This is a genomic window from Streptomyces sp. NPDC057617 (assembly GCF_042800555.1).
Lineage (GTDB): Bacteria > Actinomycetota > Actinomycetes > Streptomycetales > Streptomycetaceae > Streptomyces.
This window is the reverse complement of sequence record NZ_JBHVGV010000002.1, coordinates 16,593-42,278: the sequence shown is the minus strand read 5'-3', so window position 1 is coordinate 42,278 and position 25,686 is coordinate 16,593. Positions and strand designations below refer to the sequence as shown.

The 25,686-nt window shown below is 67.0% G+C and carries 35 protein-coding genes; 1 reads left to right on the top strand and 34 read right to left on the bottom strand.

What is annotated here, in order from left to right; all coding sequences use genetic code 11:
• Positions 1-67 precede the first annotated feature (67 nt).
• The 29 genes from ACFU9P_RS05645 to rpsJ form a co-directional block, all read right to left on the bottom strand.
• On the bottom strand, positions 68-1,090 hold the full coding sequence (locus ACFU9P_RS05645; protein ID WP_003956430.1) for a DNA-directed RNA polymerase subunit alpha: 1,023 nt from the start codon (positions 1,088-1,090) through the stop codon (positions 68-70).
• A gap of 141 nt (positions 1,091-1,231) precedes the next feature.
• The gene (gene rpsK / locus ACFU9P_RS05640; RefSeq protein ID WP_003956432.1) at positions 1,232-1,636 is read right to left on the bottom strand and encodes a 30S ribosomal protein S11; all 405 of its coding nucleotides are present in this window, start codon (positions 1,634-1,636) and stop codon (positions 1,232-1,234) included.
• Between the two features lie 67 nt (positions 1,637-1,703).
• A complete protein-coding gene (gene rpsM / locus ACFU9P_RS05635; RefSeq protein ID WP_046504684.1) occupies positions 1,704-2,084 on the bottom strand; it encodes a 30S ribosomal protein S13 in 381 nt (126 codons plus the stop codon).
• A gap of 191 nt (positions 2,085-2,275) precedes the next feature.
• On the bottom strand, positions 2,276-2,389 hold the full coding sequence (gene rpmJ, locus ACFU9P_RS05630) for a 50S ribosomal protein L36 (protein ID WP_003956441.1): 114 nt from the start codon (positions 2,387-2,389) through the stop codon (positions 2,276-2,278).
• Between the two features lie 58 nt (positions 2,390-2,447).
• The gene (gene infA, locus ACFU9P_RS05625; RefSeq protein ID WP_003956442.1) at positions 2,448-2,669 is read right to left on the bottom strand and encodes a translation initiation factor IF-1; all 222 of its coding nucleotides are present in this window, start codon (positions 2,667-2,669) and stop codon (positions 2,448-2,450) included.
• Positions 2,670-2,883: 214 nt separating this feature from the next.
• Complete coding sequence (map, locus tag ACFU9P_RS05620; RefSeq protein WP_376377948.1) at positions 2,884-3,720, bottom strand: type I methionyl aminopeptidase; 837 nt, start codon at positions 3,718-3,720, stop codon at positions 2,884-2,886.
• 134 nt (positions 3,721-3,854) lie between these two features.
• Complete coding sequence (locus ACFU9P_RS05615; RefSeq protein WP_384077939.1) at positions 3,855-4,520, bottom strand: adenylate kinase; 666 nt, start codon at positions 4,518-4,520, stop codon at positions 3,855-3,857.
• Positions 4,520-5,839, bottom strand: a complete 1,320-nt coding sequence (secY, locus tag ACFU9P_RS05610; RefSeq protein WP_376377944.1) for a preprotein translocase subunit SecY — start codon at positions 5,837-5,839, stop codon at positions 4,520-4,522. Before secY ends, ACFU9P_RS05615 begins: the two co-directional genes overlap by 1 nt.
• 180 nt (positions 5,840-6,019) lie before the next feature.
• Positions 6,020-6,475 (bottom strand): 50S ribosomal protein L15, encoded by a 456-nt coding sequence (rplO, locus tag ACFU9P_RS05605; RefSeq protein ID WP_376377941.1) that lies wholly within the window; start codon positions 6,473-6,475, stop codon positions 6,020-6,022.
• 1 nt (position 6,476) lies between these two features.
• Positions 6,477-6,659 (bottom strand): 50S ribosomal protein L30, encoded by a 183-nt coding sequence (rpmD, locus tag ACFU9P_RS05600; protein ID WP_217307098.1) that lies wholly within the window; start codon positions 6,657-6,659, stop codon positions 6,477-6,479.
• Complete coding sequence (gene rpsE, locus ACFU9P_RS05595; protein ID WP_066943594.1) at positions 6,659-7,264, bottom strand: 30S ribosomal protein S5; 606 nt, start codon at positions 7,262-7,264, stop codon at positions 6,659-6,661. The genes rpmD and rpsE overlap by 1 nt, the downstream gene beginning before the upstream one ends.
• A 46-nt stretch (positions 7,265-7,310) precedes the next feature.
• The gene (rplR, locus tag ACFU9P_RS05590; RefSeq protein WP_376377936.1) at positions 7,311-7,694 is read right to left on the bottom strand and encodes a 50S ribosomal protein L18; all 384 of its coding nucleotides are present in this window, start codon (positions 7,692-7,694) and stop codon (positions 7,311-7,313) included.
• Positions 7,695-7,697: 3 nt separating this feature from the next.
• On the bottom strand, positions 7,698-8,237 hold the full coding sequence (rplF, locus tag ACFU9P_RS05585; protein ID WP_046504651.1) for a 50S ribosomal protein L6: 540 nt from the start codon (positions 8,235-8,237) through the stop codon (positions 7,698-7,700).
• Between the two features lie 21 nt (positions 8,238-8,258).
• Positions 8,259-8,657 carry a 30S ribosomal protein S8 gene (gene rpsH, locus ACFU9P_RS05580; protein WP_351259462.1) on the bottom strand — a complete coding sequence of 133 codons (399 nt, stop codon included), beginning with the start codon at positions 8,655-8,657 and terminating at the stop codon, positions 8,259-8,261.
• Between the two features lie 231 nt (positions 8,658-8,888).
• Entirely contained in the window at positions 8,889-9,074 is a 186-nt protein-coding gene (locus tag ACFU9P_RS05575) for a type Z 30S ribosomal protein S14 (RefSeq protein ID WP_003948630.1), read from the bottom strand.
• 2 nt (positions 9,075-9,076) lie between these two features.
• The gene (rplE, locus tag ACFU9P_RS05570; protein WP_030351443.1) at positions 9,077-9,637 is read right to left on the bottom strand and encodes a 50S ribosomal protein L5; all 561 of its coding nucleotides are present in this window, start codon (positions 9,635-9,637) and stop codon (positions 9,077-9,079) included.
• Entirely contained in the window at positions 9,637-9,960 is a 324-nt protein-coding gene (rplX, locus tag ACFU9P_RS05565) for a 50S ribosomal protein L24 (RefSeq protein WP_046504642.1), read from the bottom strand. Before rplX ends, rplE begins: the two co-directional genes overlap by 1 nt.
• A 2-nt stretch (positions 9,961-9,962) precedes the next feature.
• Complete coding sequence (gene rplN, locus ACFU9P_RS05560; RefSeq protein ID WP_003974257.1) at positions 9,963-10,331, bottom strand: 50S ribosomal protein L14; 369 nt, start codon at positions 10,329-10,331, stop codon at positions 9,963-9,965.
• Positions 10,332-10,430: 99 nt separating this feature from the next.
• Positions 10,431-10,715 (bottom strand): 30S ribosomal protein S17, encoded by a 285-nt coding sequence (rpsQ, locus tag ACFU9P_RS05555; protein ID WP_093605047.1) that lies wholly within the window; start codon positions 10,713-10,715, stop codon positions 10,431-10,433.
• Positions 10,715-10,939, bottom strand: a complete 225-nt coding sequence (gene rpmC / locus ACFU9P_RS05550) for a 50S ribosomal protein L29 (RefSeq protein ID WP_046504635.1) — start codon at positions 10,937-10,939, stop codon at positions 10,715-10,717. The genes rpsQ and rpmC overlap by 1 nt, the downstream gene beginning before the upstream one ends.
• The gene (gene rplP / locus ACFU9P_RS05545; protein WP_046504633.1) at positions 10,939-11,358 is read right to left on the bottom strand and encodes a 50S ribosomal protein L16; all 420 of its coding nucleotides are present in this window, start codon (positions 11,356-11,358) and stop codon (positions 10,939-10,941) included. The genes rpmC and rplP overlap by 1 nt, the downstream gene beginning before the upstream one ends.
• A gap of 5 nt (positions 11,359-11,363) precedes the next feature.
• Positions 11,364-12,209 carry a 30S ribosomal protein S3 gene (gene rpsC, locus ACFU9P_RS05540; protein WP_217307102.1) on the bottom strand — a complete coding sequence of 282 codons (846 nt, stop codon included), beginning with the start codon at positions 12,207-12,209 and terminating at the stop codon, positions 11,364-11,366.
• Positions 12,209-12,556 (bottom strand): 50S ribosomal protein L22, encoded by a 348-nt coding sequence (rplV, locus tag ACFU9P_RS05535; protein WP_004571827.1) that lies wholly within the window; start codon positions 12,554-12,556, stop codon positions 12,209-12,211. The genes rpsC and rplV overlap by 1 nt, the downstream gene beginning before the upstream one ends.
• Before the next feature lie 41 nt (positions 12,557-12,597).
• Entirely contained in the window at positions 12,598-12,879 is a 282-nt protein-coding gene (gene rpsS, locus ACFU9P_RS05530; RefSeq protein ID WP_030742199.1) for a 30S ribosomal protein S19, read from the bottom strand.
• Between the two features lie 14 nt (positions 12,880-12,893).
• Positions 12,894-13,730 (bottom strand): 50S ribosomal protein L2, encoded by an 837-nt coding sequence (rplB, locus tag ACFU9P_RS05525; protein ID WP_093600081.1) that lies wholly within the window; start codon positions 13,728-13,730, stop codon positions 12,894-12,896.
• 47 nt (positions 13,731-13,777) lie between these two features.
• Positions 13,778-14,095, bottom strand: coding sequence for a 50S ribosomal protein L23 (gene rplW / locus ACFU9P_RS05520; RefSeq protein ID WP_046504624.1), 318 nt, complete (start codon positions 14,093-14,095; stop codon positions 13,778-13,780).
• Positions 14,095-14,769: a 50S ribosomal protein L4 gene (gene rplD / locus ACFU9P_RS05515; RefSeq protein ID WP_376377926.1), complete on the bottom strand. Its 675-nt coding sequence runs from the start codon at positions 14,767-14,769 to the stop codon at positions 14,095-14,097. The genes rplW and rplD overlap by 1 nt, the downstream gene beginning before the upstream one ends.
• Before the next feature lie 8 nt (positions 14,770-14,777).
• Positions 14,778-15,422 (bottom strand): 50S ribosomal protein L3, encoded by a 645-nt coding sequence (rplC, locus tag ACFU9P_RS05510; RefSeq protein WP_030351433.1) that lies wholly within the window; start codon positions 15,420-15,422, stop codon positions 14,778-14,780.
• Positions 15,423-15,436: 14 nt separating this feature from the next.
• Complete coding sequence (gene rpsJ / locus ACFU9P_RS05505; protein WP_003948644.1) at positions 15,437-15,745, bottom strand: 30S ribosomal protein S10; 309 nt, start codon at positions 15,743-15,745, stop codon at positions 15,437-15,439.
• Positions 15,746-16,453: 708 nt separating this feature from the next.
• Here rpsJ and ACFU9P_RS05500 point away from each other — a divergent pair.
• Entirely contained in the window at positions 16,454-17,764 is a 1,311-nt protein-coding gene (locus ACFU9P_RS05500) for a ThuA domain-containing protein (protein ID WP_384077938.1), read from the top strand.
• Between the two features lie 80 nt (positions 17,765-17,844).
• Here ACFU9P_RS05500 and ACFU9P_RS05495 read toward each other — a convergent pair whose 3' ends face one another.
• From ACFU9P_RS05495 to rpsL, 5 genes are all read right to left on the bottom strand, one after another.
• Positions 17,845-21,066 carry a glycosyl hydrolase 115 family protein gene (locus ACFU9P_RS05495; RefSeq protein WP_384078359.1) on the bottom strand — a complete coding sequence of 1,074 codons (3,222 nt, stop codon included), beginning with the start codon at positions 21,064-21,066 and terminating at the stop codon, positions 17,845-17,847.
• Positions 21,067-21,312: 246 nt separating this feature from the next.
• Complete coding sequence (gene tuf, locus ACFU9P_RS05490) at positions 21,313-22,506, bottom strand: elongation factor Tu (protein ID WP_046503245.1); 1,194 nt, start codon at positions 22,504-22,506, stop codon at positions 21,313-21,315.
• A gap of 153 nt (positions 22,507-22,659) precedes the next feature.
• Positions 22,660-24,786 (bottom strand): elongation factor G, encoded by a 2,127-nt coding sequence (fusA, locus tag ACFU9P_RS05485; RefSeq protein WP_376377918.1) that lies wholly within the window; start codon positions 24,784-24,786, stop codon positions 22,660-22,662.
• Positions 24,787-24,824: 38 nt separating this feature from the next.
• The gene (gene rpsG, locus ACFU9P_RS05480) at positions 24,825-25,295 is read right to left on the bottom strand and encodes a 30S ribosomal protein S7 (RefSeq protein ID WP_030742163.1); all 471 of its coding nucleotides are present in this window, start codon (positions 25,293-25,295) and stop codon (positions 24,825-24,827) included.
• Between the two features lie 2 nt (positions 25,296-25,297).
• Positions 25,298-25,669, bottom strand: coding sequence for a 30S ribosomal protein S12 (gene rpsL / locus ACFU9P_RS05475; RefSeq protein ID WP_003948652.1), 372 nt, complete (start codon positions 25,667-25,669; stop codon positions 25,298-25,300).
• Positions 25,670-25,686: the final 17 nt, after the last annotated feature.

Below are 25,686 nucleotides of genomic sequence, written 5' to 3'. Positions count from 1 at the left end.
CCCGAAGGAAAAAAGGGGTCAGGCCGGGGGGGGGAGAACAAAGCCCCAGCCCCGGGCCCGGGGCCACTCAGTACTGCTCGGTCTCCACAAAGCCCGCGTCCGCGTCGTCGTCCGCCCCGAACGCGTCCGCCGCAGCCGTCGGGTCGAATCCGGGCGGGCTGTCCTTGAGCGCCAGCCCCATCCCCGCCAGCTTCGCCTTGACCTCGTCGATCGACTTCGCGCCGAAGTTGCGGATGTCCAGCAGATCCGCCTCGGAGCGCGCCACCAGCTCACCCACGGAGTGGATGCCCTCGCGCTTGAGGCAGTTGTACGACCGGACGGTCAGCTCCAGCTCCTCGATCGGCAGCGCCAGATCCGCGGCGAGCGCGGCGTCCGTCGGCGACGGGCCCATGTCGATGCCCTCGGCGTCGATGTTCAGCTCGCGCGCCAGGCCGAACAGCTCGACCAGGGTCTTGCCCGCGGACGCCATGGCGTCACGCGGCCGCATGGCCTGCTTGGTCTCGACATCGACGATCAGCTTGTCGAAGTCGGTGCGCTGCTCGACTCGGGTCGCCTCGACCTTGTACGTGACCTTGAGCACCGGCGAGTAGATCGAGTCGACCGGGATACGCCCGATCTCCTGGCCCACCTGCTTGTTCTGCACGGCGGAGACATAGCCGCGACCGCGCTCGACGGTCAGCTCCATCTCCAGCTTGCCCTTGCCGTTCAGCGTCGCCAGGACGAGGTCCGGGTTGTGGACCTCGACACCGGCCGGCGGGGCGATGTCGGCGGCGGTGACCAGGCCGGGACCCTGCTTGCGCAGGTACATCACGACCGGCTCGTCGTGCTCCGAGGAGACGACGAGCTGCTTGATGTTGAGGATGAGGTCGGTGACGTCCTCCTTGACGCCCGGCACGGTGGTGAACTCGTGCAGGACCCCGTCGATCCGGATGCTGGTGACAGCGGCGCCCGGGATCGAGGAGAGGAGCGTACGGCGGAGCGAGTTGCCGAGCGTGTAGCCGAAGCCCGGCTCCAGCGGCTCGATGACGAACCGCGAACGGTATTCGTCGACGACCTCTTCGGTCAGCGACGGACGCTGAGCGATAAGCATGCGTGAATCCTTCAGTTGGGGACGCCCGCTATTTGACGTCCTTCGGTACTGCTCCGTTCAAGAGTACGGGCGGCACGGCACGAAAGCGCCGAGCCGCCCATACCGCACATCAGCCTCAGATGCGACCTACCGCACCTGAGGTCAGACGCGCCTCCGCTTCGGCGGGCGGCAGCCGTTGTGCGGGGTGGGGGTGACGTCCTGGATCGAACCCACCTCAAGGCCGGTGGCCTGGAGCGAGCGGATCGCGGTCTCACGGCCGGAGCCGGGACCCTTCACAAAGACGTCGACCTTGCGCATGCCGTGCTCCTGCGCGCGGCGGGCGGCCGACTCGGCGGCCATCTGCGCGGCGAAGGGGGTGGACTTGCGCGAGCCCTTGAAGCCGACGTGGCCGGCGGAGGCCCAGGAGATCACATTGCCCGAGGGGTCCGTGATCGAGACGATCGTGTTGTTGAACGTGCTCTTGATGTGGGCGTGCCCATGAGCGACGTTCTTCTTTTCCTTGCGGCGCACCTTCTTGGCTGCACCCTGTCGGCCCTTAGGAGGCATGTCTTGACTTCCTGCGAGGAGGTGATCGGTCCTACAGCGAAGACCGCTGATGAGCGTCCGCTGAGGACTACTTCTTGCCCGGCTTCTTCTTGCCGGCGATGGCGCGACGCGGACCCTTGCGGGTACGGGCGTTGGTGCTGGTGCGCTGGCCGTGCACCGGCAGGCCACGGCGGTGGCGCAGACCCTGGTAGCAGCCGATCTCCACCTTGCGGCGGATGTCGGCGGCGATCTCGCGACGGAGGTCACCCTCGGTCTTGAGGTTGGCGTCGACGTACTCGCGGATCTTGACGAGGTCTTCCTCGGCGAGGTCGCGGACGCGGACATTGGGGTCGACGCCGGTGGCGGCGAGCGTCTCCTTGGACCGGGTGCGCCCGATACCGAAGACGTAGGTGAGGGCGACCTCGACGCGCTTCTCGCGCGGAAGGTCAACGCCTGCGAGGCGTGCCATTCATGGCTCCTGTTGATGTTCGGAGGTCTTCCGCAGCGACTGTCCCGGGATCGGTACGGTCCGGGTCCCCGGCCTCCGCCGGAGGTGTCGGTCCCCTCGTACGGGAAGTACGAGAAAAACGGAACCGTTCACTGCGTAATTACGATGTGCTCGCGTCGCGCGAAGTACTGCGAGAGGCAGGCGGTCGTGCGTCAGCCCTGGCGCTGCTTGTGGCGCAGGTTGTCGCAGATGACCATGACCCGGCCGTGACGGCGGATCACCTTGCACTTGTCGCAGATCTTCTTGACGCTCGGCTTGACCTTCATGGGATTGAGGTTCTCCGGGTCAGTGCGAACACCCCCGGGAAGGGGTGATCAGCAAGATCTACTTGTATCGGTAGACGATCCGGCCACGCGTCAGGTCGTAGGGAGACAGCTCCACCACAACCCGGTCATCGGGGAGGATCCGGATGTAGTGCATCCGCATCTTGCCGCTGATGTGCGCGAGGACCTTGTGACCGTTCTGGAGCTCCACCTTGAACATGGCGTTCGGGAGGGACTCGATCACGGTGCCCTCAATTTCGATGGCACCTTGCTTCTTGGCCACGCTTCGCCCTTCGAATCGGCTACCTTGATCGATTCTGGCAGCCGTACAGCCGTAAAACCGCAACAGCCGTTACAGCTGTAACACTCACAACGGCGAACGGACACACGGGTACACCAGAGCCGACGCGTCAGTCTACGGCAGCACACCCGGAAAGACGAATCCGTGAAGTTTGCCCTGTGGACGAGATCCTTAAGCGGAACCTGGCGGCCGGCCCTTACGCGAGGGGGTCCGGCGCCGCCGTCACGCCCAGCTCCGCCAGCTTGGCCCTGCCGCCGTCGGGCGCGGTCAGCACCAGCAGGCCCTGCTCGGTGAGGGCCACCGAGTGCTCCCAGTGCGAGGCCCAGGTGCCGTCCGTCGTGATCACCGTCCACTCGTCGGCGAGCACCTCCGTACGGGGTGTGCCCAGCGAGACCATGGGCTCGATCGCCAGACAGAAACCGGGGACCAGCCGGGGGCCCTTGCCGCGCTTGCGCGAGACATAGTTCAGCAGATGGGGGTCCATGTGCATCTGCGAGCCGATGCCGTGCCCGCCGTAGTCCTCGATGATCCCGTACTTGCCGCCGCCGGGACGCGGCTGGCGCCGGATGTACGTCTCGATCGCGCGGGAGACGTCCACCAGCCGGCCGCCGTTCTTCATCGCGGCGATCCCGGCCCACATCGACTCCTCGGTCACCCGGGACAGCTCGACCAGTTCCGGAGCGTGACCCGAGCCCACGAAGGCAGTGAAGGCCGCGTCGCCGTGCCAGCCGTCGATGATCGCCCCGGCGTCGACGGAGATGATGTCGCCGTCCTTGAGCACGGTCCTGTCGTCCGGGATGCCATGGACGACGACCTCGTTGACCGAGGTGCAGATGGTCGCGGGGAACCCGCCGTACCCCAGGAAGTTCGACTTGGCGCCGTGCTCCGAGAGCACCTTGCGCGCGACCTCGTCCAGATCCCTGGTGGTGGCACCCGGCACCGCGGCCTCGCGGGTGGCCGCGTGCACGGCGGCGACGACCAGTCCCGCCTCGCGCATCTTCGCGATCTGCTCGGGAGTCTTGATCTCCACCATCGTTCTGCCTTCCGCCCGGTGCCCGGACTCGTCATGACCCGTTGAACGCGGGAGCCGTGCCCCCGTACCCGCTCAACACTACGGCCGTGGTGCCCGGGGGACGCCACGGCCGTAAGCCGGCTGCTTTCGTTTGCTCAGGCCTGTGCGGCCCGGTCCTTCTGGAGCGCCTCCATCGCACGCTCGGTCACCTCGGTGACCTTGCCGAGCGCGGAGATCGTCACCACCAGGCCCTGGGCCCGGTAGTGGTCGATGATCGGCTCGGTCTGGGTGTGATAGACCTCCAGCCGCGTCCGTACCGTCTCCTCGGAGTCGTCGTCGCGCTGGTACAGCTCGCCTCCGCAGTGATCACAGACGCCCTCCTTCTGCGGCGGGCTGTACGTCACGTGAAACACATGCGCGCTGTCGTTACGGCAGATCCGCCGGCCGGCGATCCGCCGTACGACCTCGTCCTCGGGGACCTCCAGGTCCAGCACCGCGTCCAGCTTCAGACCCTCGCGCTTGAGCGCCTCGTCCAGCGCCTCCGCCTGCGACACATTCCGCGGGAAACCGTCCAGCAGGAAGCCGTTCACGGCGTCCTGCTGACCCATCCGGTCCAGAGCCATCGCGATGGTCACCTCGTCGGGCACCAGGTTCCCGGCGTCCATGTACGCCTTCGCCTGCTTGCCCAGCTCGGTGCCCTGGCTGATGTTGGCCCGGAAGAGGTCGCCCGTGGAGATGTGCGGTACCGAGAGGTTCTTGGCAAGGTACGCAGCCTGCGTTCCCTTGCCGGCACCGGGCGGTCCGACGAGGACGATTCGCATCAGCGGAGGAACCCTTCGTAGTTGCGCTGCTGAAGCTGGCTCTCGATCTGCTTCACGGTCTCCAGACCCACACCCACGATGATCAGGATGCTTGTCCCGCCGAACGGGAAGTTCTGGTTCGCGCCTCCGAAGCCCGCCAACGCCATCGTCGGTACAAGAGCGATCAGACCCAGGTACAGCGAGCCCGGCCAAGTGATCCTGTTGAGCACGTAGCTCAGATACTCGGCTGTCGGGCGACCTGCCCGGATACCCGGGATGAACCCACCATACTTCTTCATGTTGTCCGCGACTTCTTCGGGGTTGAAGGAGATCGCCACGTAGAAGAAGGCGAAGAACACGATCAGCAGGAAGTACGTCGCGATGTAGTACGGATGGTCACCCTTGACGAAGTGCGCCTCGATCCAGGTCTTCCAGCCCGCGTTCGAACTGGAGAACTGCGCGACCAGCGCCGGGATGTAGAGCAGCGACGACGCGAAGATGACCGGGATCACACCCGCCTGGTTCACCTTGAGCGGGATGTACGTCGACGTACCGCCGTACGACCTGCGGCCGATCATGCGCTTCGCGTACTGCACGGGGATACGGCGCTGCGCCTGCTCGACGAAGACGACCAGGCCCACCATGACGAAGCCGATCAGGATGACCGTACCGAACTCGATCCAGCCCTTGGCCAGCGTGCCGCTCTGCTTGATGGCCCAGAGCGCGCCCGGGAATCCGGCCGCGATCGAGATGAACATCAGGATGGACATGCCGTTGCCGATACCGCGGTCGGTGATCAGCTCGCCGAGCCACATCACGGCCGCGGTGCCCGCGGTCATGGTGATCACCATGGTGACGGTGACGAAGATCGACTGGTCGGGCACGATCTCCGAGGCGACCGGGCAGCCGCTGAAGAGCGCGCCGCTGCGGGCGGTGGCGACCAGGCCGGTGCCCTGGAGCACGGCGAGGGCGACGGTCAGATAGCGGGTGTACTGAGTGATCTTGGCCTGGCCGGACTGCCCCTCCTTCTTGAGGGCCTCCAGCCTGGGGATGACCACGGTCAGGAGCTGGAGGATGATGCTCGCGGTGATGTACGGCATGATGCCGAGCGCGAAGATCGTGATCTGCAGCAGCGCTCCGCCGCTGAACATGTTCACCAGGCCGAACAGGCTGTTATTGCCCTTCTGGGCCGCGTCGACACAGGTCTGGACATTCTCGTAGCTGACACCTGGCACGGGGATGTGCGCCCCGAGCCGGTACAGCACGATGATGCCGAGTGTGAAGAGCAGCTTCTTGCGCAGGTCGGGCGTCTTGAACGCCCGGGCGAACGCGGTGAGCACGGTGCCTCCTGCGACCCCCGCGCTACTGCGTCAAGGGTGACGGTATTGAGGATCGACGGATAAGGAACAAGCAACAATGCACGCCACCTTACCGGCGACTGTGCCCCCCTAGGAACGACCAACCGGGGATGCCTCGTGTGAGAGACATCCCCGGTCGGGTGTTCAAGCCATCGATCCGGCTCAGACGGACTCGGTGACGGTGCCGCCCGCGGCGGCGATCTTCTCCTTGGCGGACCCGGAGACGGCGTCCACCGTCACCGTGAGTGCCACGGAGATCTCGCCCTGGCCGAGGACCTTGACGAGGCTGTTCTTGCGTACCGCGCCCTTGGCGACCAGATCGGCCACCGTGACCTCGCCGCCCTCGGGGTAGAGGACGGAGAGCTTGTCCAGGTTCACCACCTGGTACTCGGTGCGGAACGGGTTCTTGAAGCCCTTGAGCTTCGGGAGCCGCATGTGGAGGGGCATCTGGCCACCCTCGAAGCGCTCCGGAACCTGGTAGCGGGCCTTGGTGCCCTTGGTGCCACGACCCGCGGTCTTGCCCTTCGACGCCTCACCACGGCCCACACGGGTCTTCGCGGTCTTGGCGCCCGGGGCAGGACGGAGGTTGTGGACCTTCAGCGGGTTGTTCTCCGCCATGTCAGTCGACCTCCTCAACCGTCACGAGGTGGCGGACGGTGTGCACCATGCCGCGGAACTCGGGACGGTCCTCCTTGACAACCGTGTCGTTCAGGCGCTTGAGCCCGAGCGAGCGCAGGGTGTCGCGGTGGTTCTGCTTGCTGCCGATGTACGACTTCGTCTGCGTGATCCTGAGACGGGCCATTACGCACCCGCTCCCGCACGTGCACGCAGCAGGGCCGCGGGGGCGACGTCCTCAAGGGGCAGACCGCGGCGGGCCGCGATCTCCTCGGGGCGCTGGAGGCCCTGGAGGGCCGCCACCGTCGCGTGCACGATGTTGATCGCGTTGTCCGAGCCGAGCGACTTCGACAGGATGTCGTGCACGCCCGCGCACTCCAGCACGGCACGCACCGGGCCGCCGGCGATCACGCCGGTACCGGGGGAAGCCGGCTTGAGCAGAACGACGCCCGCGGCCTTCTCGCCCTGGATCGGGTGCGGGATGGTGCCCTGGATACGGGGGACCTTGAAGAAGTGCTTCTTGGCCTCCTCAACGCCCTTGGCGATGGCGGCCGGCACCTCCTTGGCCTTGCCGTAACCGACACCCACGGTGCCGTCACCGTCGCCCACCACGACCAGCGCGGTGAAGCTGAAGCGACGACCACCCTTCACAACCTTGGCGACGCGGTTGATCGCGACGACACGCTCGACGTACGCGGTCTTCTCGGCGGCCGCCGAACCGCCGTCACGGCCCTTCCGGTCCCGCCGCTCGCCGCCACCGGCACCGCTTCCGCGGCGCTGGGGTCCAGCCATTGGATCTACCTCTCTCTGTTACGTCCGCTAGCTCCGGAACCGGGGCCTAGAACTTCAGCCCGGCCTCGCGGGCGGCGTCGGCCAGAGCGGCGATCCGCCCGGCGTACTGGTTGCCACCACGGTCGAACACGACGGCCTCGATACCGGCCGCCTTGGCGCGCTCGGCGACCAGCGACCCGACCTGCTTGGCCTGGGCGCTCTTGTCACCTTCGGTGCCACGGATCGAGGCGTCCAGGGTCGACGCCGACGCGAGCGTGTGGCCCGCGATGTCGTCGATGACCTGGGCCACCATGTGGCGGTTGGAACGCGTCACTACGAGGCGCGGGCGCTCCTGCGTGCCCGAGACCTTCTTGCGGACGCGGATGTGGCGGCGCTTGATGGCAGCGGCCTTGTAGGCCTTGCCCTTGGCGATCTTCACACCGTATGCCATGGCTTACTTACCAGCCTTTCCGACCTTGCGGCGGATGACCTCGCCGGCGTACTTGACGCCCTTGGCCTTGTACGGGTCGGGCTTCCGCAGCTTGCGGATGTTCGCCGCGACCTCGCCGACCTTCTGCTTGTCGATGCCCTCGACGGAGAACTTCGTGGGCGACTCGACCTTGAAGGTGATGCCTTCGGGCGCCTCGATGAGGATCGGGTGGCTGTAGCCCAGGGCGAACTCCAGATTGGAGCCCTTCGCCTGGACGCGGTAACCGACACCGCTGATTTCGAGCGCCTTGACGTATCCCTGGGTCACGCCGGTGATCATGTTCGCCACCAGCGTGCGGGACAGGCCGTGCAGGGCCTTGTTCTGACGCTCGTCGTTGGGGCGCGACACCGTGAGGATGCCGTCCTCGCCCTTGGTGACCTCGATCGGCGCGGCGACGGTGTGCGAGAGGGTGCCCTTGGGACCCTTCACGGCGACCGTACGGCCATCGATGGTGACGTCCACACCAGCGGGAACCTGGATGGGGAGCTTGCCGATTCGCGACATGAGCCTTTCCTCCGTTCCCGACTACCAGACGTAGGCGAGGACTTCCCCACCCACGCCCTTCTTGCTGGCCTGCTGGCCGGTCAGGAGACCGTGGGACGTGGAGATGATCGCCACGCCCAGGCCGCCCAGGACCTTCGGCAGGTTGGTGGACTTCGCGTACACACGCAGACCCGGCTTGGAGATGCGCTTGATGCCGGCGATCGAACGCTCGCGGTTCGGGCCGAACTTCAGCTCAAGGATGAGGTTCTTGCCGACCTCGGCGTCCTCGACCTTCCAGCCGGTGATGAAGCCCTCCTGCTGGAGGATCTCCGCGATATGCGACTTGATCTTGCTGTGCGGCATCACGACGTCGTCGTGGTACGCCGAATTCGCGTTGCGCAGACGCGTGAGCATGTCTGCGATGGGATCAGTCATGGTCATGAATTGGCCTTCGGCCTCTCTCGCCGGGGTTTCCTGTATGCGCCATCCCTCTCCCCGGTGAGTACCGGGACGGGTGCGGTGCGGGGACCTACGGCGTAGTAAGTCTGAATGGACGGCAGGCGCCCAACCCCACAAGCCTACGGCATGCGAGGCAGGGCTCCGGCCGGCCAATTGCTTACCGAGAGCTTCTGGTTGGTTCCTTCACGGGGAATGCGATTCCCCCGCCGGGAACTACCAGGAGCTCTTGGTGACGCCCGGCAGCTCGCCGCGGTGGGCCATCTCACGAAGGCACACACGGCACAGGCCGAACTTGCGGTAGACGGAGTGGGGACGGCCGCAGCGCTGGCAGCGGGTGTAACCGCGCACACCGAACTTCGGCTTGCGGGCGGCCTTAGCGATCAGAGCCTTCTTCGCCACGGTCAGTTCTCCTTGAACGGGAAGCCGAGGTGACGAAGGAGGGCACGACCCTCGTCGTCGTTGGTCGCCGTGGTGACCACGGTGATGTCCATGCCCCGGACCCGGTCGATCTTGTCCTGGTCGATCTCGTGGAACATGACCTGCTCCGTGAGACCGAAGGTGTAGTTGCCACGGCCGTCGAACTGCTTGGGCGACAGACCGCGGAAGTCACGGATACGCGGCAGCGCGAGCGACAGCGTACGGTCCAGGAACTCCCACATACGGTCACCGCGGAGGGTGACGTGGCAGCCGATCGGCTGCCCCTCGCGCAGCTTGAACTGCGCGATGGACTTCCGGGCCTTGGTGACGGACGGCTTCTGGCCGGTGATCGTGGTGAGGTCCTTGATGGCACCCTCGATCAGCTTGGAGTCGCGGGCGGCGTCGCCCACACCCATGTTGACCACGATCTTGACGAGGCCGGGGATCTGCATGACGTTCTCGTACGAGAACTCCTCACGCAGCTTGCCGGCGATCTCCTCGCGGTAGCGCAGCTTCAGACGCGGCGCGGTAGTGGTCGCAGTCATCAGATGTCCTCACCGGTCCGCTTGGCAACGCGGATCTTGTTGCCCTCGTCGTCAAAGCGGTAGCCGACGCGGGTGACGACCTTCTTGCCGTCCTTCTCCACGACGAGCTGAACATTGCTGACGTGGATGGGGGCCTCGGTGGTGACGATGCCGCCGGTCTGCGAACCGCGGGCCGTCTGGCCGGCCTTCGTGTGCTTCTTGACCCGGTTGACACCTTCGACGAGGACCCGGTCCTGGCGGGGGTAGGCCACGATGACCTTGCCCTGCTTGCCCTTGTCCTTGCCGGTGATGACCTGAACCAGGTCGCCCTTCTTGATCTTCATGCCTACAGCACCTCCGGCGCGAGCGAGATGATCTTCATGAACTTCTTCTCGCGCAGCTCACGGCCCACCGGGCCGAAGATACGGGTGCCGCGAGGGTCGCCGTCGTTCTTCAGAATGACGGCGGCGTTCTCGTCGAAGCGGATGTACGAGCCGTCCGGACGGCGGCGCTCCTTGACGGTGCGAACGATGACCGCCTTGACGACGTCACCCTTCTTCACGTTGCCACCGGGGATCGCGTCCTTGACGGTGGCGACGATGACGTCACCGATGCCCGCGTAGCGGCGGCCGGAGCCACCGAGAACACGGATGGTGAGAATCTCCTTCGCACCCGTGTTGTCGGCGACACGCAGTCGCGACTCCTGCTGGATCACGTCTATCTCCTGATCGTCTGCCGGTTCCCCGGGGGCCGATCACTCGGCCCCCGGAGCCTGGCGGAACTGTTCCGAGGGGGAACTCCCCCTCGGAGGGGTTTACTTGGCCTTTTCGAGGATCTCGACGATGCGCCACCGCTTGGTGGCGGACAGCGGCCGGGTCTCCATCAGGAGGACGCGGTCGCCGATGCCGGCGGCGTTCTGCTCGTCGTGCGCCTTGAGCTTGTTCGTACGGCGGATGACCTTGCCGTACAGCGCGTGCTTGACGCGGTCCTCGACAGCGACGACGACGGTCTTGTCCATCTTGTCGCTGACGACCAGGCCCTCACGGGTCTTGCGGAATCCGCGGTCGGTCGTGGTCTCGGTCACGTTGTTCTCAGTCATCAGGCGCTCTCCACCGTCTCGATGCCCAGCTCGCGCTCACGCATCAGGGTGTAGATCCGCGCGATGTCCTTACGGACGAGCTTCAGCCGCCCGTGATTCTCGAGCTGGCCGGTCGCCGCCTGGAAGCGGAGATTGAACAGCTCTTCCTTGGCCTCGCGGAGCTTGTTGACCAGCTCCTCGTCGCCCAGCTCGCGCAGTTCGGACGCCTTGGTCACGGCCGCCATCACGCCTCACCTGCCTCGCGCCGGACGATGCGGCACTTCATCGGAAGCTTGTGAGCAGCGCGGGTAAGCGCCTCACGCGCAATCTTCTCGTTCGGGTAGGACAGTTCGAACATCACCCGGCCGGGCTTGACGTTCGCGATCCACCACTCGGGAGAACCCTTACCGGAACCCATGCGGGTCTCGGCGGGCTTCTTGGTGAGCGGGCGGTCCGGGTAGATGTTGATCCAGACCTTGCCGCCACGCTTGATGTGGCGGGTCATCGCGATACGGGCGGCCTCGATCTGACGGTTCGTCACATAGGCCGGGGTCAGCGCCTGGATGCCGTACTCGCCGAACGAGACCTGCGTGCCGCCCTTGGACATACCGCTGCGCTTGGGGTGGTGCTGCTTGCGGTGCTTGACCCTACGGGGGATCAGCATGTCGGTCAGGCCTCCGTTCCACCGGTAGAAGAGGACGTCGCCTCGGCCGGCGCAGCGGTGGCGTCGGCCTTGGGGGCCTCGGCCGCCGGGTTCTGCTGCGGCTTGCGGCCACGGCCGCCACGCTCGCCACCGCGGCCGCCACGGCCGGCGGGACGGTCGTTGCCGCCGCCACGGGCCGGACGGTTGCCGGCGCGGGCCGCGGCGTTCTCGGCGCGCACCTCGGCGATGTTCTTGACGTCGCCCTTGTAGATCCAGACCTTCACACCGATCCGGCCGAAGGTGGTCTTGGCCTCGAAGAAGCCGTAGTCCACATTGGCGCGGAGCGTGTGCAGGGGCACCCGGCCCTCGCGGTAGAACTCCGAGCGGGACATCTCGGCGCCGCCGAGACGGCCACCGCACTGGATCTTGATGCCCTTGGCGCCCGCCTTCATCGTCGACTGCATGCTCTTGCGCATGGCACGACGGAAGGAGACACGCGAGGAGAGCTGCTCGGCGACGGCCTGCGCCACGAGCTGGGCGTCCACCTCGGGGTTCTTGACCTCAAGGATGTTGAGCTGGACCTGCTTGCCGGTGAGCTTCTCCAGCTCGCCGCGGATACGGTCGGCCTCGGCGCCGCGGCGGCCGATGACGATGCCCGGACGCGCGGTGTGGATGTCGACCCGGACCCGGTCGCGGGTGCGCTCGATCTCCACCTTCGAGATACCGGCCCGCTCCATGCCCTTCGTCATCATGCGACGAATGGCGACGTCTTCCTTGACGTAGTCCTTGTACAGCTTGTCGGCGTACCAGCGGGACTTGAAGTCCGTGGTGATACCGAGCCGGAACCCATGCGGGTTAACCTTCTGGCCCATTACCGGGTTCCTTCCTTGCTGCTGACGACCACGGTGATGTGGCTGGTCCGCTTACGGATCCGGTAGGCACGGCCCTGGGCACGCGGACGGAACCGCTTCAGGGTCGGGCCCTCGTCCACGTACGCCTCGCTGATGACCAGCGAAGAGGCGTCGGTGTGGTCGTAGTTGTGCGCGGCGTTGGCGATGGCGCTGTCCAGCACCTTGCCGACCGGCACGCTCGCGGCCTGCGGGGCGAAACGCAGGACCGCCTGAGCCTCCGTGGCATCCATGCCACGGATGAGGTCCACCACGCGGCGGGCCTTCATGGGCGTGACGCGGATGTACCGCGCCTGGGCCCTGGCTTCCATGGTTGTCCCTTCGGTGTGAGTCATAGTCGTTCCACCCCGCGTCAGCGGCGCTTCGACTTCCGGTCGTCCTTGACGTGGCCGCGGAAGGTGCGAGTCGGCGAGAACTCGCCGAGCTTGTGGCCGACCATGGACTCGGTGATGAACACCGGGACATGGATCTTGCCGTTGTGCACCGCGATCGTGTGGCCCAGCATGGCCGGGACGATCATCGAGCGACGGGACCAGGTCTTGATGACGTTCTTGGTGCCGGCTTCGTTCTGGACATCCACCTTCTTGATCAGGTGGTCGTCGACGAAGGGCCCCTTCTTGAGACTGCGCGGCATCTGAAAACCCGCTCCTAGCGCTTCTTGTTCGTCTTGCGGCGGCGGACGATGTACTTGTTGCTCGCCTTCTTGGGAGAACGAGTACGACCCTCCTTCTGACCCCACGGGCTGACCGGGTGGCGACCACCGGAGGTCTTGCCCTCACCACCACCGTGCGGGTGGTCGACCGGGTTCATGGCCACACCGCGGACGGTCGGGCGGACGCCCTTCCAGCGCATACGGCCGGCCTTGCCCCAGTTGATGTTCGACTGCTCGGCGTTGCCGACCTCGCCGATGGTGGCGCGGCAGCGGACGTCGACCAGCCGGATCTCACCGGAAGGCATACGGAGGTGGGCCATGGAGCCCTCCTTCGCCAGAAGCTGCACGGAGGCACCCGCGGAGCGGGCGAACTTCGCGCCGCCGCCGGGCCGCAGCTCGATGGCGTGGATGGTCGTACCGACCGGGATGTTGCGCAGCGCCAGGTTGTTGCCGGGCTTGATGTCGGCGGCCGGGCCGTTCTCGACACGGGCGCCCTGCGCCAGGCCGCGCGGCGCGATGATGTAGCGCTTCTCGCCGTCGGCGTAGTGCAGCAGCGCGATGCGCGCGGTGCGGTTCGGGTCGTACTCGATGTGCGCGACCTTGGCGGGCACGCCGTCCTTGTCGTGCCGACGGAAGTCGATCACACGGTAGGCGCGCTTGTGGCCACCGCCCTGGTGGCGGACGGTCACACGACCGGCGTTGTTACGGCCGCCCTTGCTGTGCAGCGGGCGGACCAGCGACTTCTCCGGCGTGGACCGCGTGATCTCGACAAAGTCGGCGACGCTGGAGCCACGACGGCCCGGGGTCGTCGGCTTGTACTTGCGGATACCCATTTCTCAGTCCTCGGAAGATTCCGGACTTCTGAACGATCCGTCCTCCGTCAGGAGGCCGGGCCGCCGAAGATGTCGATACGGTCGCCCTCAGCGAGGGTCACGATGGCGCGCTTGGTGTTGGCGCGCTTGCCGAAACCGGTGCGGGTGCGCTTGCGCTTGCCCTGGCGGTTGATCGTGTTGACCCCGGCGACCTTGACCGAGAAGACCGCTTCCACGGCCTGCTTGATCTGGGTCTTGTTGGCGTGGGGCGCGACGATGAACGTGTACTTGTTCTCGTCGAGCAGCGCGTAGCTCTTCTCGGAGACCACGGGCTTGACGAGGATGTCACGCGGGTCCGTGAAGGTCTTGCTGGTGACCTCGGCCATCAGGCTTCGCTCCCTTCGGTGTCGTCATCGGCGCTCGCGGCGTCGTCGGCCTTGGAGGGGCCGGACACGAAGGACTCGAAGGCGGCCTGGGTGAAGACCACGTCGTCGGAGACGAGCACGTCGTACGTGTTGAGCTGGCCCGGCGCCAGGATGTGCACCTGGGGCAGGTTGCGGGCGGACAGCCACGCGGCCTCGTCGGCGCGCTCGGCGACCAGGAGCAGGTTCTTGCGCTCCGAGATCTTGCCGAGCAGCGTCCTGGCGGCCTTCGTGGACACGTCGCCGTCGACCACGCCGGAGACGACGTGGATACGGGAGTGCCGGGCCCGGTCGGTGAGGGCACCGCGCAGGGCGGCGGCCTTCATCTTCTTCGGGGTCCGCTGCGAGTAGTCACGCGGTACGGGACCGTGCACGACGCCACCGCCGGCGAACTGCGGGGCGCGGGTCGAGCCCTGACGGGCGCGGCCGGTGCCCTTCTGGCGGTACGGCTTCTTGCCACCGCCGCGGACCTCGCCACGGGTCTTGGTCTTGTGCGTGCCCTGCCGGGCGGCCGCGAGCTGGGCGACGACGACCTGGTGGATCAGCGGGATGCTGACCTTGGCGTCGAAGATCTCCGCGGGGAGCTCGACGGTCCCGGTCGTTTCGCCGGCCGGCGAAAGGATGTCAATGGTGCTCATCAGTTACCTCAAGCCCCCTTGGCCGCGGTACGGACCAGGACGAGGCCGCCGTTCGGACCAGGAACCGCGCCCTTGATCAGGAGCAGGCCCTTCTCCGCGTCAACGGCGTGAACGGTCAGGTTCTGGGTGGTGACCCGCTCGTTGCCCATGCGGCCCGCCATGCGGAGGCCCTTGAACACCCGGCCGGGGGTGGCGCAGCCACCGATGGAACCGGGAGAGCGGTGCTTGCGCTGGGTGCCGTGACCGGCGCCGAGGCCCTTGAAGTTGTGACGCTTCATGACACCGGCGAAGCCCTTGCCCTTGCTCTTGCCCGTGACGTCGACCTTGACGCCGGACTCGAACGTGGCGGCGGTGATCTCCTGGCCGAGCGTGTACTCGGCGGCGTCGGAGGTGCGCAGCTCCACCAGGTGGCGGCGGGGGGTCACGTCGGCCTTGGCGAAGTGGCCCTTGAGGGGCTTGTTCACCTTGCGCGGGTCGATCTCGCCGAAGGCGATCTGGACCGACTCGTAGCCGTCGGAGTCATTCGTACGGACCTGGGTAACGACACAGGGCCCGGCCTTGACGACGGTCACCGGGACGACACGGTTGTTCTCGTCCCAGACCTGGGTCATGCCGAGCTTCTCGCCCAGGACACCCTTGATCTGCTTAGCCATCTCTTCCGCGCCTCTCAGAGCTTGATCTCGATGTCGACGCCGGCCGGAAGGTCCAGGCGCATCAGCGAGTCAACGGTCTTGGGCGTCGGGTCGAGGATGTCGATCAGGCGCTTGTGCGTGCGCATCTCGAAGTGCTCGCGCGAGTCCTTGTACTTGTGCGGCGACTTGATGACGCAGTACACGTTCTTCTCAGTGGGCAGCGGCACCGGGCCCGCGACCGACGCACCAGTACGCGTCACCGTCTCGACGATCTTCTTCGCCGATGAGTCGATGACCTCGTGGTCGTAGGCCTTGAGCCGGATGCGGATCTTCTGTCCCGCCATGGCTGCTTCGTAGTCCTGTCTCTCGTAACGCTCTGGAACCTGGTGGCGCTGCGCTCTGCTCCGACCCACGCGGTCGGGCGTGTCGCATCCCCTCTATTCAGAACTCCCGAAGGATTTCCCAGCCGAGGGGGTGCGGCCCAAAGTCCGCGAAGCCGGTCACAGGCCGCATGTGCATGCACTGACCACCGGGCGCCTGGCCGGAGCCCCGCTGACGCTTCCCGGAAGATTCCCGTACGTCCGCCCCAGCGCTGCCCCTGAGGCAGTTGGGACGACGAGTACTGTGGGACTCGCTTCCGGTCCCCCCGGCGGGAGGCGCGCAGCATCGGCACTCAACCGAGCAACCTGGCTAGTGTGCCACAGCGGCCTAGGCCATAGCCAATCGGGCCGGAAAGCGTACCCCACGGCGGTGACGGCCAATCCATGGCCACGCTGGATCAGGAGGGGCGGCCAGCGCCCGTCTCCAAGCGGCCCCGGCCCACCCCGGCCACCCCTCGGCACGAACCCGCGCCCAGCACAACCAACCCCCACCCCACCCAAACCCGACATTGGTCCATACCAGGCCCTTGACGCGGGGTGGGTTCACTTCTTAAATCACGAGCAGGCCGCACCTACCGGTCGGGATGTCATATCCATGACAGATCCATGTACCGGTTCGTGCGCGACCCCCCACACCGGCACCACACCGGCAGAGGAAGGGACCATCCCCCGATGACCAGAGACAGGGTCCGCCTGAGGAGTGCCGGTGTACGGCTCCTCGCGCTGCTCGCCGTACTGCTCGGCCTGACCGCCGCGCCCGCCGCACAGGGCGCGGAACGGGCCGAGGGCGCCGCCGCCGCGCCGTTCAAGGTGCTCGCGTTCTACAACGGCACCTGGGACGACGCGCACATCAGCTTCGTACGCGAGGCCAACACCTGGTTCCCGCAGCAGGCCGCCGCCAACAACTTCACGTACACGGCGACCAACAACTGGAACCAGCTCACCAGCATCACCAAGGACCAGTACCAGGTGGTGATCTTCCTCGACGACGCGCCGCAGACCGCCGCGCAGCGCGCGGGCTTCGAGCGCTACATGCGCGGCGGCGGCGCCTGGTTCGGCTTCCATGTCTCCGCGTTCACCACGAACGCCGGGGGCTGGTCCTGGTACTACAACGACTTCCTCGGCTCGGGGAACTTCCGTTCCAACACCTGGGGCCCGACCACCGCGACACTCAAGGTCGAGGACCGCACGCACCCCACGACCACCGGCCTGCCGGCCACCTTCACCTCCTCCGTCAGCGAGTGGTACAGCTGGAGCAACGACCTCAGGACCCGGCCGAACATCAAGATCCTGTCCTCGGTCGACCCGGTGAGCTTCCCGCTCGGTACGGACCCCAACCAGTCCTGGTACAGCGGCTATTACCCGATCATGTGGACCAACACCGGCTACCGGATGATCTACTCCAACTTCGGGCACAACGCCATGAACTACGAAACGGGCCAGACGCTCTCGTCCACCTTCGGCAGCGCGACCCAGAACCGGTTCATCCTGGACAGCCTCAAGTGGCTCGGCACGGGCGAAGTCGGCAACCCGACGCCGCCGGGTCCGATCAATGAGTCCGCCTGGTACGCGCTGGTGAACAGCGGCAACAGCCTGTGTGTGGACGCGCGGGCCGCGGCGACGGCGAACGGCACGGCGATCCAGCAGTACACCTGCAACAGCACGCTGGCGCAGCAGTACCAGATCCGCGCCACGGACAGCGGCTTCTCGCGCATCGGCCCGCGCGGCAATGCCCAGCAGGCCGTCGATGTCACCGATGTCTCGACCGCGGACAACGCGCCGATCCAGCTCTGGAACTACACCGGCGGCCTGAACCAGCAGTGGCAGGCGGTCGCGGAGGCCCCGGGCCGCTACCACTTCACAGCCCGCCACAGCGGCAAATGCCTGAGCGCCCCGCCCACCACCGCCTCCGGCACCCAGCTCGTCCAAAGCCCCTGCAACGGCTCAGCGGCCCAGTCGTTCCAACTGGTCCAGCAGCCCTGACCTCCGCGCCCGGATGACGAGTCCGCAGCTCACCACCTGAGCTGCGGACTCGTCGCGTGCGCGGCGGAGCCGCGGGACCCTCACCCCGCCCGATAGCTCTCCACCGGCCCCAAGTACGTCCCCGGCAAGCCCCCCGTGTCGATGATCAGGCGTTGGAGGATCACCGTCGGGTCCACCATCCAGAAGACCAGGCGGTGACGGCCCGGCCTCGCCAGGACGTGACGGGTCGCCGTGCGGTTGATGTTGTCCGACGTGTTGCGGGCCCACTGCGGGTTCATCAGGCCGTCGTCCGCGCCCGTCGTCGCGATGATGTCGACCGTACGCGGCACCTCGTCGTCGAAGGACACCGCGTACCGGAGCCCGGCGGCCGGCAGTGCCGGGTTGCGGGGCGAGACGTACGCCCAGACCGTGACGGGACCGGACGCCAGCAGGCTCAGCTCGTACTCCAGGCGGGGCGAGCCCCCGCCCCGCCTCGGGGTGCGGCTCGCGGCGGTGACCGGGAAGGGTGTCATGCCCGCGCCCGTACGCCCGATGCCCTCGACGCGCTGCCAGTGGACCCCGTCGGCCCCGACCGCGCGGCTGAAGTGCTCCGCGTCGATGGCGACATAACCGCCCGCCTCCACAAAGCCGTTGACGCCCGCGAGACCGTCAAGACCCGGCGCCCGCCGGTGGTCGACGACCGCGGTGACCGGAACCGCCGTGCCCTCCGGCCCGTACACCATGATCTCCGCCTCGGTCCTGCCGCGCGGCGCCCGCGACCAGTCCACCCGCAGCGCCGCCCGTATCTGCTGGTCGACCCGGCCCCGCGGGCGGTCGACGCTGATCCAGGGCACGGACGGCTCGATGCGGTAGCCGAAGGGGCTCAGGCCCCGGTTGAAGACCTCGATGTACGGGTCGGGGCCGGTGCGGTACGGGCTGAACTCGGGCAGCACCGCGCGGCTCCCCGCCCCCGGCCACCACTCCTCCGAGCCGTCCACCGCCACGCCCAGCCGCGCCGCGTCCGGCAGTTCGATGCGCCTGACGGCCGGGAACAGCTCGTCGGGCAGGGCGACATTGTCCAGCTCGGGCTGCTGCCAGGGCGCGTTCGGACCGTACCGCTCGATGTCCCCGTACCCGATGTGCGGCTGGGTCTGGAAGCCGCGCCATTTGCCGCCCGCGATCCGGTTGTTGAAGCGCTCGGCCAGGGCGAAGTCCTCGGCGAGCCCGGCCTCGGCGGCGGCCGCGCGGTCGTTGGTGGCGGCGCGGCCCTGCCGGGCGTAGAGGAGATTGGTGAACTCGGCCTCGCGCAGCACATACACATTGGCGGTGGCCTGGACCGCGTACCCGGCCAGTTCGTACCACGCGTCCTGGTCCGCCGCCGGCAGCCGCCGGGCGATCCGTTCGGCGTCCTTGGCGAGTTGCCGCCACTCCTTCGTGACCCGCTCCAGCTCGCGGTGGGCGGTGAGCGAGAAAGGCGTGGCCTGGTCGTCATAGACCACCGCCGACGAGTCGGTGGCCGGGTCCTTCGCCGGGTCCAGGGTGATCCTGCGGTTGAGCAGCTCGGGCTTGCGGCGGGACTGGAGCCGGCCGTACGCGGAGAGTACGGAGGCGATCGCGGCGGCCTGCGCCTCACCGAAGTTCTGCCGCGCGTACCGCCGCTCCCACTCGGACAGGTCCGCGAGCGTCCAGCGGTCCGGGTTCCACGCGTAGTCAAGGAAGAACTGGGTCGGCAGCTCATTGCCCTTGAGATCACCCACATTGGTGACCCAGAGACGGTCGTTGCCGTATGCGACGGCCTGGTGGAGCTGGTCCCACATGTTCGGCAGGGAGGTGGTGTCGACCCACTTGTAGTTGCGGCCGAGGCCGACGTAGTCGAAGTGGTAGTAGAGGCCGTAGCCGCCGCTGCGGGCGGGCTCGGCCGGGTCGGGGTGCTTGCGGATATTGCCCCAGTTGTCGTCGGTGAGGACGACGGTGACATCGTCGGGCGCGCGCAGCCCGCGGTCCCAGTAGTGCTGGACCTCCTTGTAGAGGGTCCACACCTGTGGGACGGCCCCCGCGGCGGCCCGCTCCCCGGCCCGCTCCCCCAGGACCTCCGCCAGGATCTGCCGCTGCGCCGCGATGATCTCCCGCATCAGCTCGACGCCGTCGCCGTCCGGCAGGCTCGTATCGCCGTTGCCGCGCATGCCGAGCGTGACCACGCCCTCGAAGTCCTGGTCGGCCATGCGCCGGATCCCCTCCGCCCAGTAGGCCTTGATCGCCTCGGCGTTGCGGAGGAAGGACCATTCGCCGGTGCCGCCGTACGGATCGTGACCGGGGGTGACGATCGCGCCGTCGCTGTCGCGTACGGCGGGCACGGCATGGCGGTTCCACTCCTCGATCCCCAGCATCATCGGAGCCTCATGGGATGTGCCCATGACAACCCCATACTCCTTGGCGCGGGCATGGTTGAGCGGATCGTCCTCGGCGAAGGCGCGCCCCCAGACCGCGGGCCAGAGGTAATTCGCCTTCAGGCGCAGCATGACCTCGAAGACCTTGGCGTAGAAGCCGGCGTTGAAACCGCCGGGGAAGCCCTCGGCCTTGCCGGGGCCGAAATAGGCCGGGGCCCAGGTGCCGAGCGCCGGGTTCTCGTCGTTGATGAAGATCCCGCGGTATTTCACGGCCGGCGTGCCCTGGGTGTGGCGGCCGGGCAGGACATAGAGGGCATCGCGGTGGACCGGCCGTACATCGTCCCACCAGTACCAGGGCGAGACCCCGATCCCGAGGGACACGTCGTACACCCCGAAGATCGTGCCGCGCTGGTCACTGCCTGCCACGACGAACGCGCGGTCCACCCCCGGCAGCGGGTCCTCGACCACGGTCTGGAGCGAGGTCTCCCAGGCGCCCTCGACCCCGCTGACATCGAGCTTTCCGGCGGCGATCAGGCCGTCGACCAGCGGGGAGCGCCCGATCGTACCGACGAGGGTGATCTCCCGGTGGCCCCTCGGGACTCCGCGCCTGGCCAGCTCCGGACGTACTCCGGTGACCCGCTCGATGTCGTCCCGCAGATCGCCCGCGGCCCGGACCACCCCGGGGTGGTCCTCGGCGCTGACCACGAGCGTTGCCGCGTGCCCGGACCGTACGAGCGGAAAGGCGCCGGTCCGCGGGGTGAAGGAGATGTACGCGCCCGGGTCCGTGGGCCGGACGCCCCCGCCCCCGGAGCCGGCCGCCGCGGCCGGAGCGGCGAGCCCCGCCGTACCGAGCCCGACCGCCGCCCCCGCGCCGATCCCGATCCCGGTGCCGAGAACGGCTCTGCGGCTGGGCTCGCGGGGGACCGTACTCTCCATGGCACCCATGAATCTCCTCCAGTCGCCGACGCCGGTTGGTGAGGTCTTTGCATACTGGATCGGAGAATTCCCCGAAACAATGGGCGTGCACGCCCGAAACTTTTTCGAAGCCCCGGCACCGAAGCCGCATCGGAGCACACCGGAGCCCGCCGAAGCCACCCAGCAGCCGCGCCGGGCACGACAAAGGCCCCGCACCACCGTCCTCAGCGGACGGAATGCGGGGCCCTCGCGGACCAGGTCGGTGGACTACTTGTTGATCTTGGTGACCTGGCCGGCGCCGACGGTCCGGCCACCCTCACGGATGGCGAACTTGAGGCCTTCCTCCATGGCGACCGGCTGGATCAGCTCGACCGTCATGACGGTGTTGTCGCCCGGCATGACCATCTCGGTGCCCTCGGGGAGGGTCACAACGCCGGTCACGTCCGTGGTACGGAAGTAGAACTGCGGGCGGTAGTTGTTGAAGAAGGGGGTGTGACGGCCACCCTCGTCCTTCGACAGGATGTAGGCCTGGGCCTCGAAGCTGGTGTGCGGCGTGACCGAACCCGGCTTGATGATGACCTGGCCGCGCTCGACGTCCTCGCGCTTGATACCACGCAGGAGCAGACCGACGTTCTCACCGGCCTGGCCCTCGTCGAGCAGCTTGCGGAACATCTCGATACCGGTGACCGTGGTGGTGGTCTTCTCGGTCTTGATACCGACGATGTCGACGGTCTCGTTGACCTTGAGGACACCACGCTCGATACGGCCGGTGACGACGGTGCCACGACCGGTGATCGTGAAGACGTCCTCGATCGGCATCAGGAACGGCTTGTCGACGTCGCGCTCGGGCTGCGGGATCGCCTCGTCGACGGCGGCCATCAGGTCGAGGACCGTCTGGCCCCACTCCTTGTCGCCCTCGAGCGCCTTGAGCGCCGAGACCTTGACGACCGGCAGGTCGTCGCCCGGGAACTCGTACTCGGAGAGAAGCTCACGGACCTCGAGCTCGACGAGCTCCATGATCTCCTCGTCGTCCACCATGTCGGCCTTGTTCAGGGCGACAACGATGTACGGCACGCCGACCTGGCGGGCCAGGAGCACGTGCTCCTTGGTCTGCGGCATCGGGCCGTCGGTGGCGGCCACCACGAGGATGGCGCCGTCCATCTGCGCCGCACCCGTGATCATGTTCTTGATGTAGTCCGCGTGACCGGGGCAGTCGACGTGCGCGTAGTGACGCGACTCGGTCTGGTACTCGACGTGCGCGATGGAGATGGTGATACCGCGCTGGCGCTCCTCAGGAGCCTTGTCGATCTGGTCGAAGGCCGAGGCCTCGTTCAGGTCCGGGTACGCGTCATGCAGCACCTTGGTAATGGCGGCCGTGAGGGTCGTCTTACCGTGGTCGATGTGACCGATGGTGCCGATGTTGACGTGCGGCTTAGTCCGCTCGAACTTCGCCTTCGCCACTGGGGTCCTCCTGTGGAGTGGTTCTGTACGCCTTACTCATCGGCGCCAGGTGATCTTTGCTGGGATGCCGGGGCCCGGGGCGTTTCCTCCGTACCGCGGTGGAAACGCCCCAGGGCTTGCCGGTGACAAGCCTAAAGCGTGAACTCGGGAGAGTTACTCGCCCTTGGCCTTCGCGATGATCTCCTCGGCGACGTTCCGCGGAACCTCGGCGTAGGAGTCGAACTGCATCGAGTAGCTTGCGCGACCCGAGGTCTTGCTTCGGAGGTCTCCGACATAGCCGAACATCTCCGAGAGCGGCACCAGGCCCTTGACGACCCGGGCGCCGGCCCGCTCCTCCATGGCCTGGATCTGGCCACGGCGGGAGTTGATGTCGCCGATGACATCGCCCATGTAGTCCTCGGGCGTGGTGACCTCGACGGCCATCATCGGCTCCAGGAGCACGGGGGACGCCTTGCGGGCACCCTCCTTGAACGCCTGCGAACCGGCGATCTTGAACGCCAGCTCGGAGGAGTCGACCTCGTGGTACGCACCGTCGAGCAGCGTGATACGTACGCCGGTCATCTCGTAACCGGCCAGGATGCCGAACTGCATGGCTTCCTGCGCGCCCGCGTCCACCGAAGGGATGTACTCCTTGGGGATACGGCCACCGGTGACCTTGTTCACGAACTCGTACGAGGCGTCGCCGCCCTCGATGGGCTCGATCGAGATCTGCACCTTGGCGAACTGGCCGGTGCCACCGGTCTGCTTCTTGTGGGTGTAGTCCACCCGCTCGACGGCCTTGCGGATCGTCTCACGGTAGGCGACCTGCGGCTTGCCGACGTTCGCCTCGACGCGGAACTCGCGCTTCATGCGGTCGACCAGGACTTCGAGGTGAAGCTCGCCCATACCGCCGATGACGGTCTGGCCGGTCTCCTCGTTGGTGTGCACCTGGAAGGAGGGGTCCTCCTCCGCGAGCCGCTGGATGGCGACACCCAGCTTCTCCTGGTCGCCCTTGGACTTGGGCTCGATCGCGACCTCGATGACCGGCGCCGGGAAGTCCATGGACTCCAGGATCACCGGGTTCTTCTCGTCGCAGAGCGTCTCACCGGTGGTGGTCTGCTTCAGGCCCATCACGGCGACGATGTCACCGGCGCCCACGGCCTCGATCTCCTCACGCTTGTTCGCGTGCATACGGTAGATCTTGCCGATGCGCTCCTTGCGGCCCTTCACGGAGTTCAGCACGGCGGTGCCGGACTCCAGACGGCCGGAGTACACCCGGACGAAGGTGAGCTTGCCGAGGTGCGGGTCGCTCATGATCTTGAACGCCAGCGCGGCCAGCGGCTCGTCGTCGGACGGCTTGCGGCGTACGACCTGCTCCGCGTCCTTGATGTCGTGGCCCTCGATGGCCTCGACGTCCAGGGGGGAGGGCAGGTAGCGCACCACGGCGTCGAGCAGGGGCTGAACGCCCTTGTTCTTGAACGCGGTTCCGCAGAAGACCGGGGTGACGGTGGTGCCGTCGCCCTTGCCCGACGCGATCGTGATGCGGCGGATGGCGGCGTAGAGCTGCTCCACGGTGGGCTCGATGCCCTCCAGGTACAGCTCCATCAGCTCGTCGTCGTTCTCGGAGACGACCTCGAGCAGCTTGCCGCGCCACTCGTCGGCCGCCTCGGTGTGCGTGGCCGGGATGTCGACGACGTCGTACATCTCGCCCTTGGCAGCCTCGGCGGACCAGACAAGGGCCTTCATCGTCACGAGGTCGACGACGCCCTTGAAGTCCATCTCGGCACCGATCGGAAGCTGCATGACGATCGGAGTCGCGCCCAGGCGGTCCGAGATCATGTCGACGCAGCGGTGGAACTCCGCGCCGGTCCGGTCGAGCTTGTTCACGAAGCAGATACGGGGCACGCCGTAACGGTCGGCCTGACGCCACACCGTCTCGGACTGGGGCTCCACACCCGCCACACCGTCGAACACGGTGACCGCGCCGTCGAGGACGCGGAGCGAACGCTCCACCTCGACCGTGAAGTCCACGTGCCCGGGGGTGTCAATGATGTTGATGGTGTGGTCGACGTCCTCGAGCGGCCAGTGACAGGTGGTCGCGGCGGACGTGATCGTGATGCCGCGCTCCTGCTCCTGCTCCATCCAGTCCATCGTGGCAGCGCCGTCGTGGACCTCACCGATCTTGTAGCTCACACCGGTGTAGAACAGGATGCGCTCGGTGGTCGTCGTCTTGCCCGCGTCGATGTGGGCCATGATCCCGATGTTGCGGACCTTGGCCAGGTCAAGCGAAGTGGTGGCCATGAGGCTCAATCTTCTCTCGGTCTCGATGGGGGTAGCGACTACCAGCGGTAGTGCGCGAAGGCCTTGTTGGACTCGGCCATCTTGTGCGTGTCCTCACGCTTCTTGACCGAGGCGCCGAGACCGTTGGAAGCGTCGAGCAGCTCGTTCATGAGGCGTTCGGTCATGGTCTTCTCGCGACGGGCGCGGGAGTACCCGACGACCCAGCGGAGTGCGAGGGTGGCGGCGCGACCGGGCTTGACCTCGATCGGCACCTGGTAGGTGGCGCCACCGACACGGCGGGACTTGACCTCAAGCGTGGGCTTGACGTTCTCAAGCGCGCGCTTCAGCGTGATGACCGGGTCGTTGCCGGTCTTCTCGCGGAGACCCTCCATGGCGCCGTACACGATCCGCTCAGCGGTGGAACGCTTGCCGTTGAGCAGGATCTTGTTGATCAGCGAGGTGACAAGAGGAGAGCCGTAGACCGGGTCGATGATGACCGGGCGCTTCGGGGCGGGGCCCTTACGAGGCATTCTTACTTCTCCTTCTTGGCGCCGTAGCGGCTGCGGGCCTGCTTGCGGTTCTTGACACCCTGGGTGTCGAGGGAGCCGCGGATGATCTTGTAACGAACACCAGGCAGGTCCTTCACACGGCCACCTCGCACGAGCACGATGGAGTGCTCCTGAAGGTTGTGTCCCTCACCCGGAATGTAGGCCGTGACCTCGATACCGGAGGTCAGACGCACACGCGCGACCTTCCGGAGGGCCGAGTTCGGCTTCTTCGGGGTGGTCGTGAACACACGCGTGCAGACGCCCCGGCGCTGCGGGGAACCCTCGAGCGCGGGCGTCTTGTTCTTCTCGACCTTGTCCTGCCGGCCCTTGCGGACCAGCTGCTGGATCGTAGGCACTACTTCTCCGGTTTCTG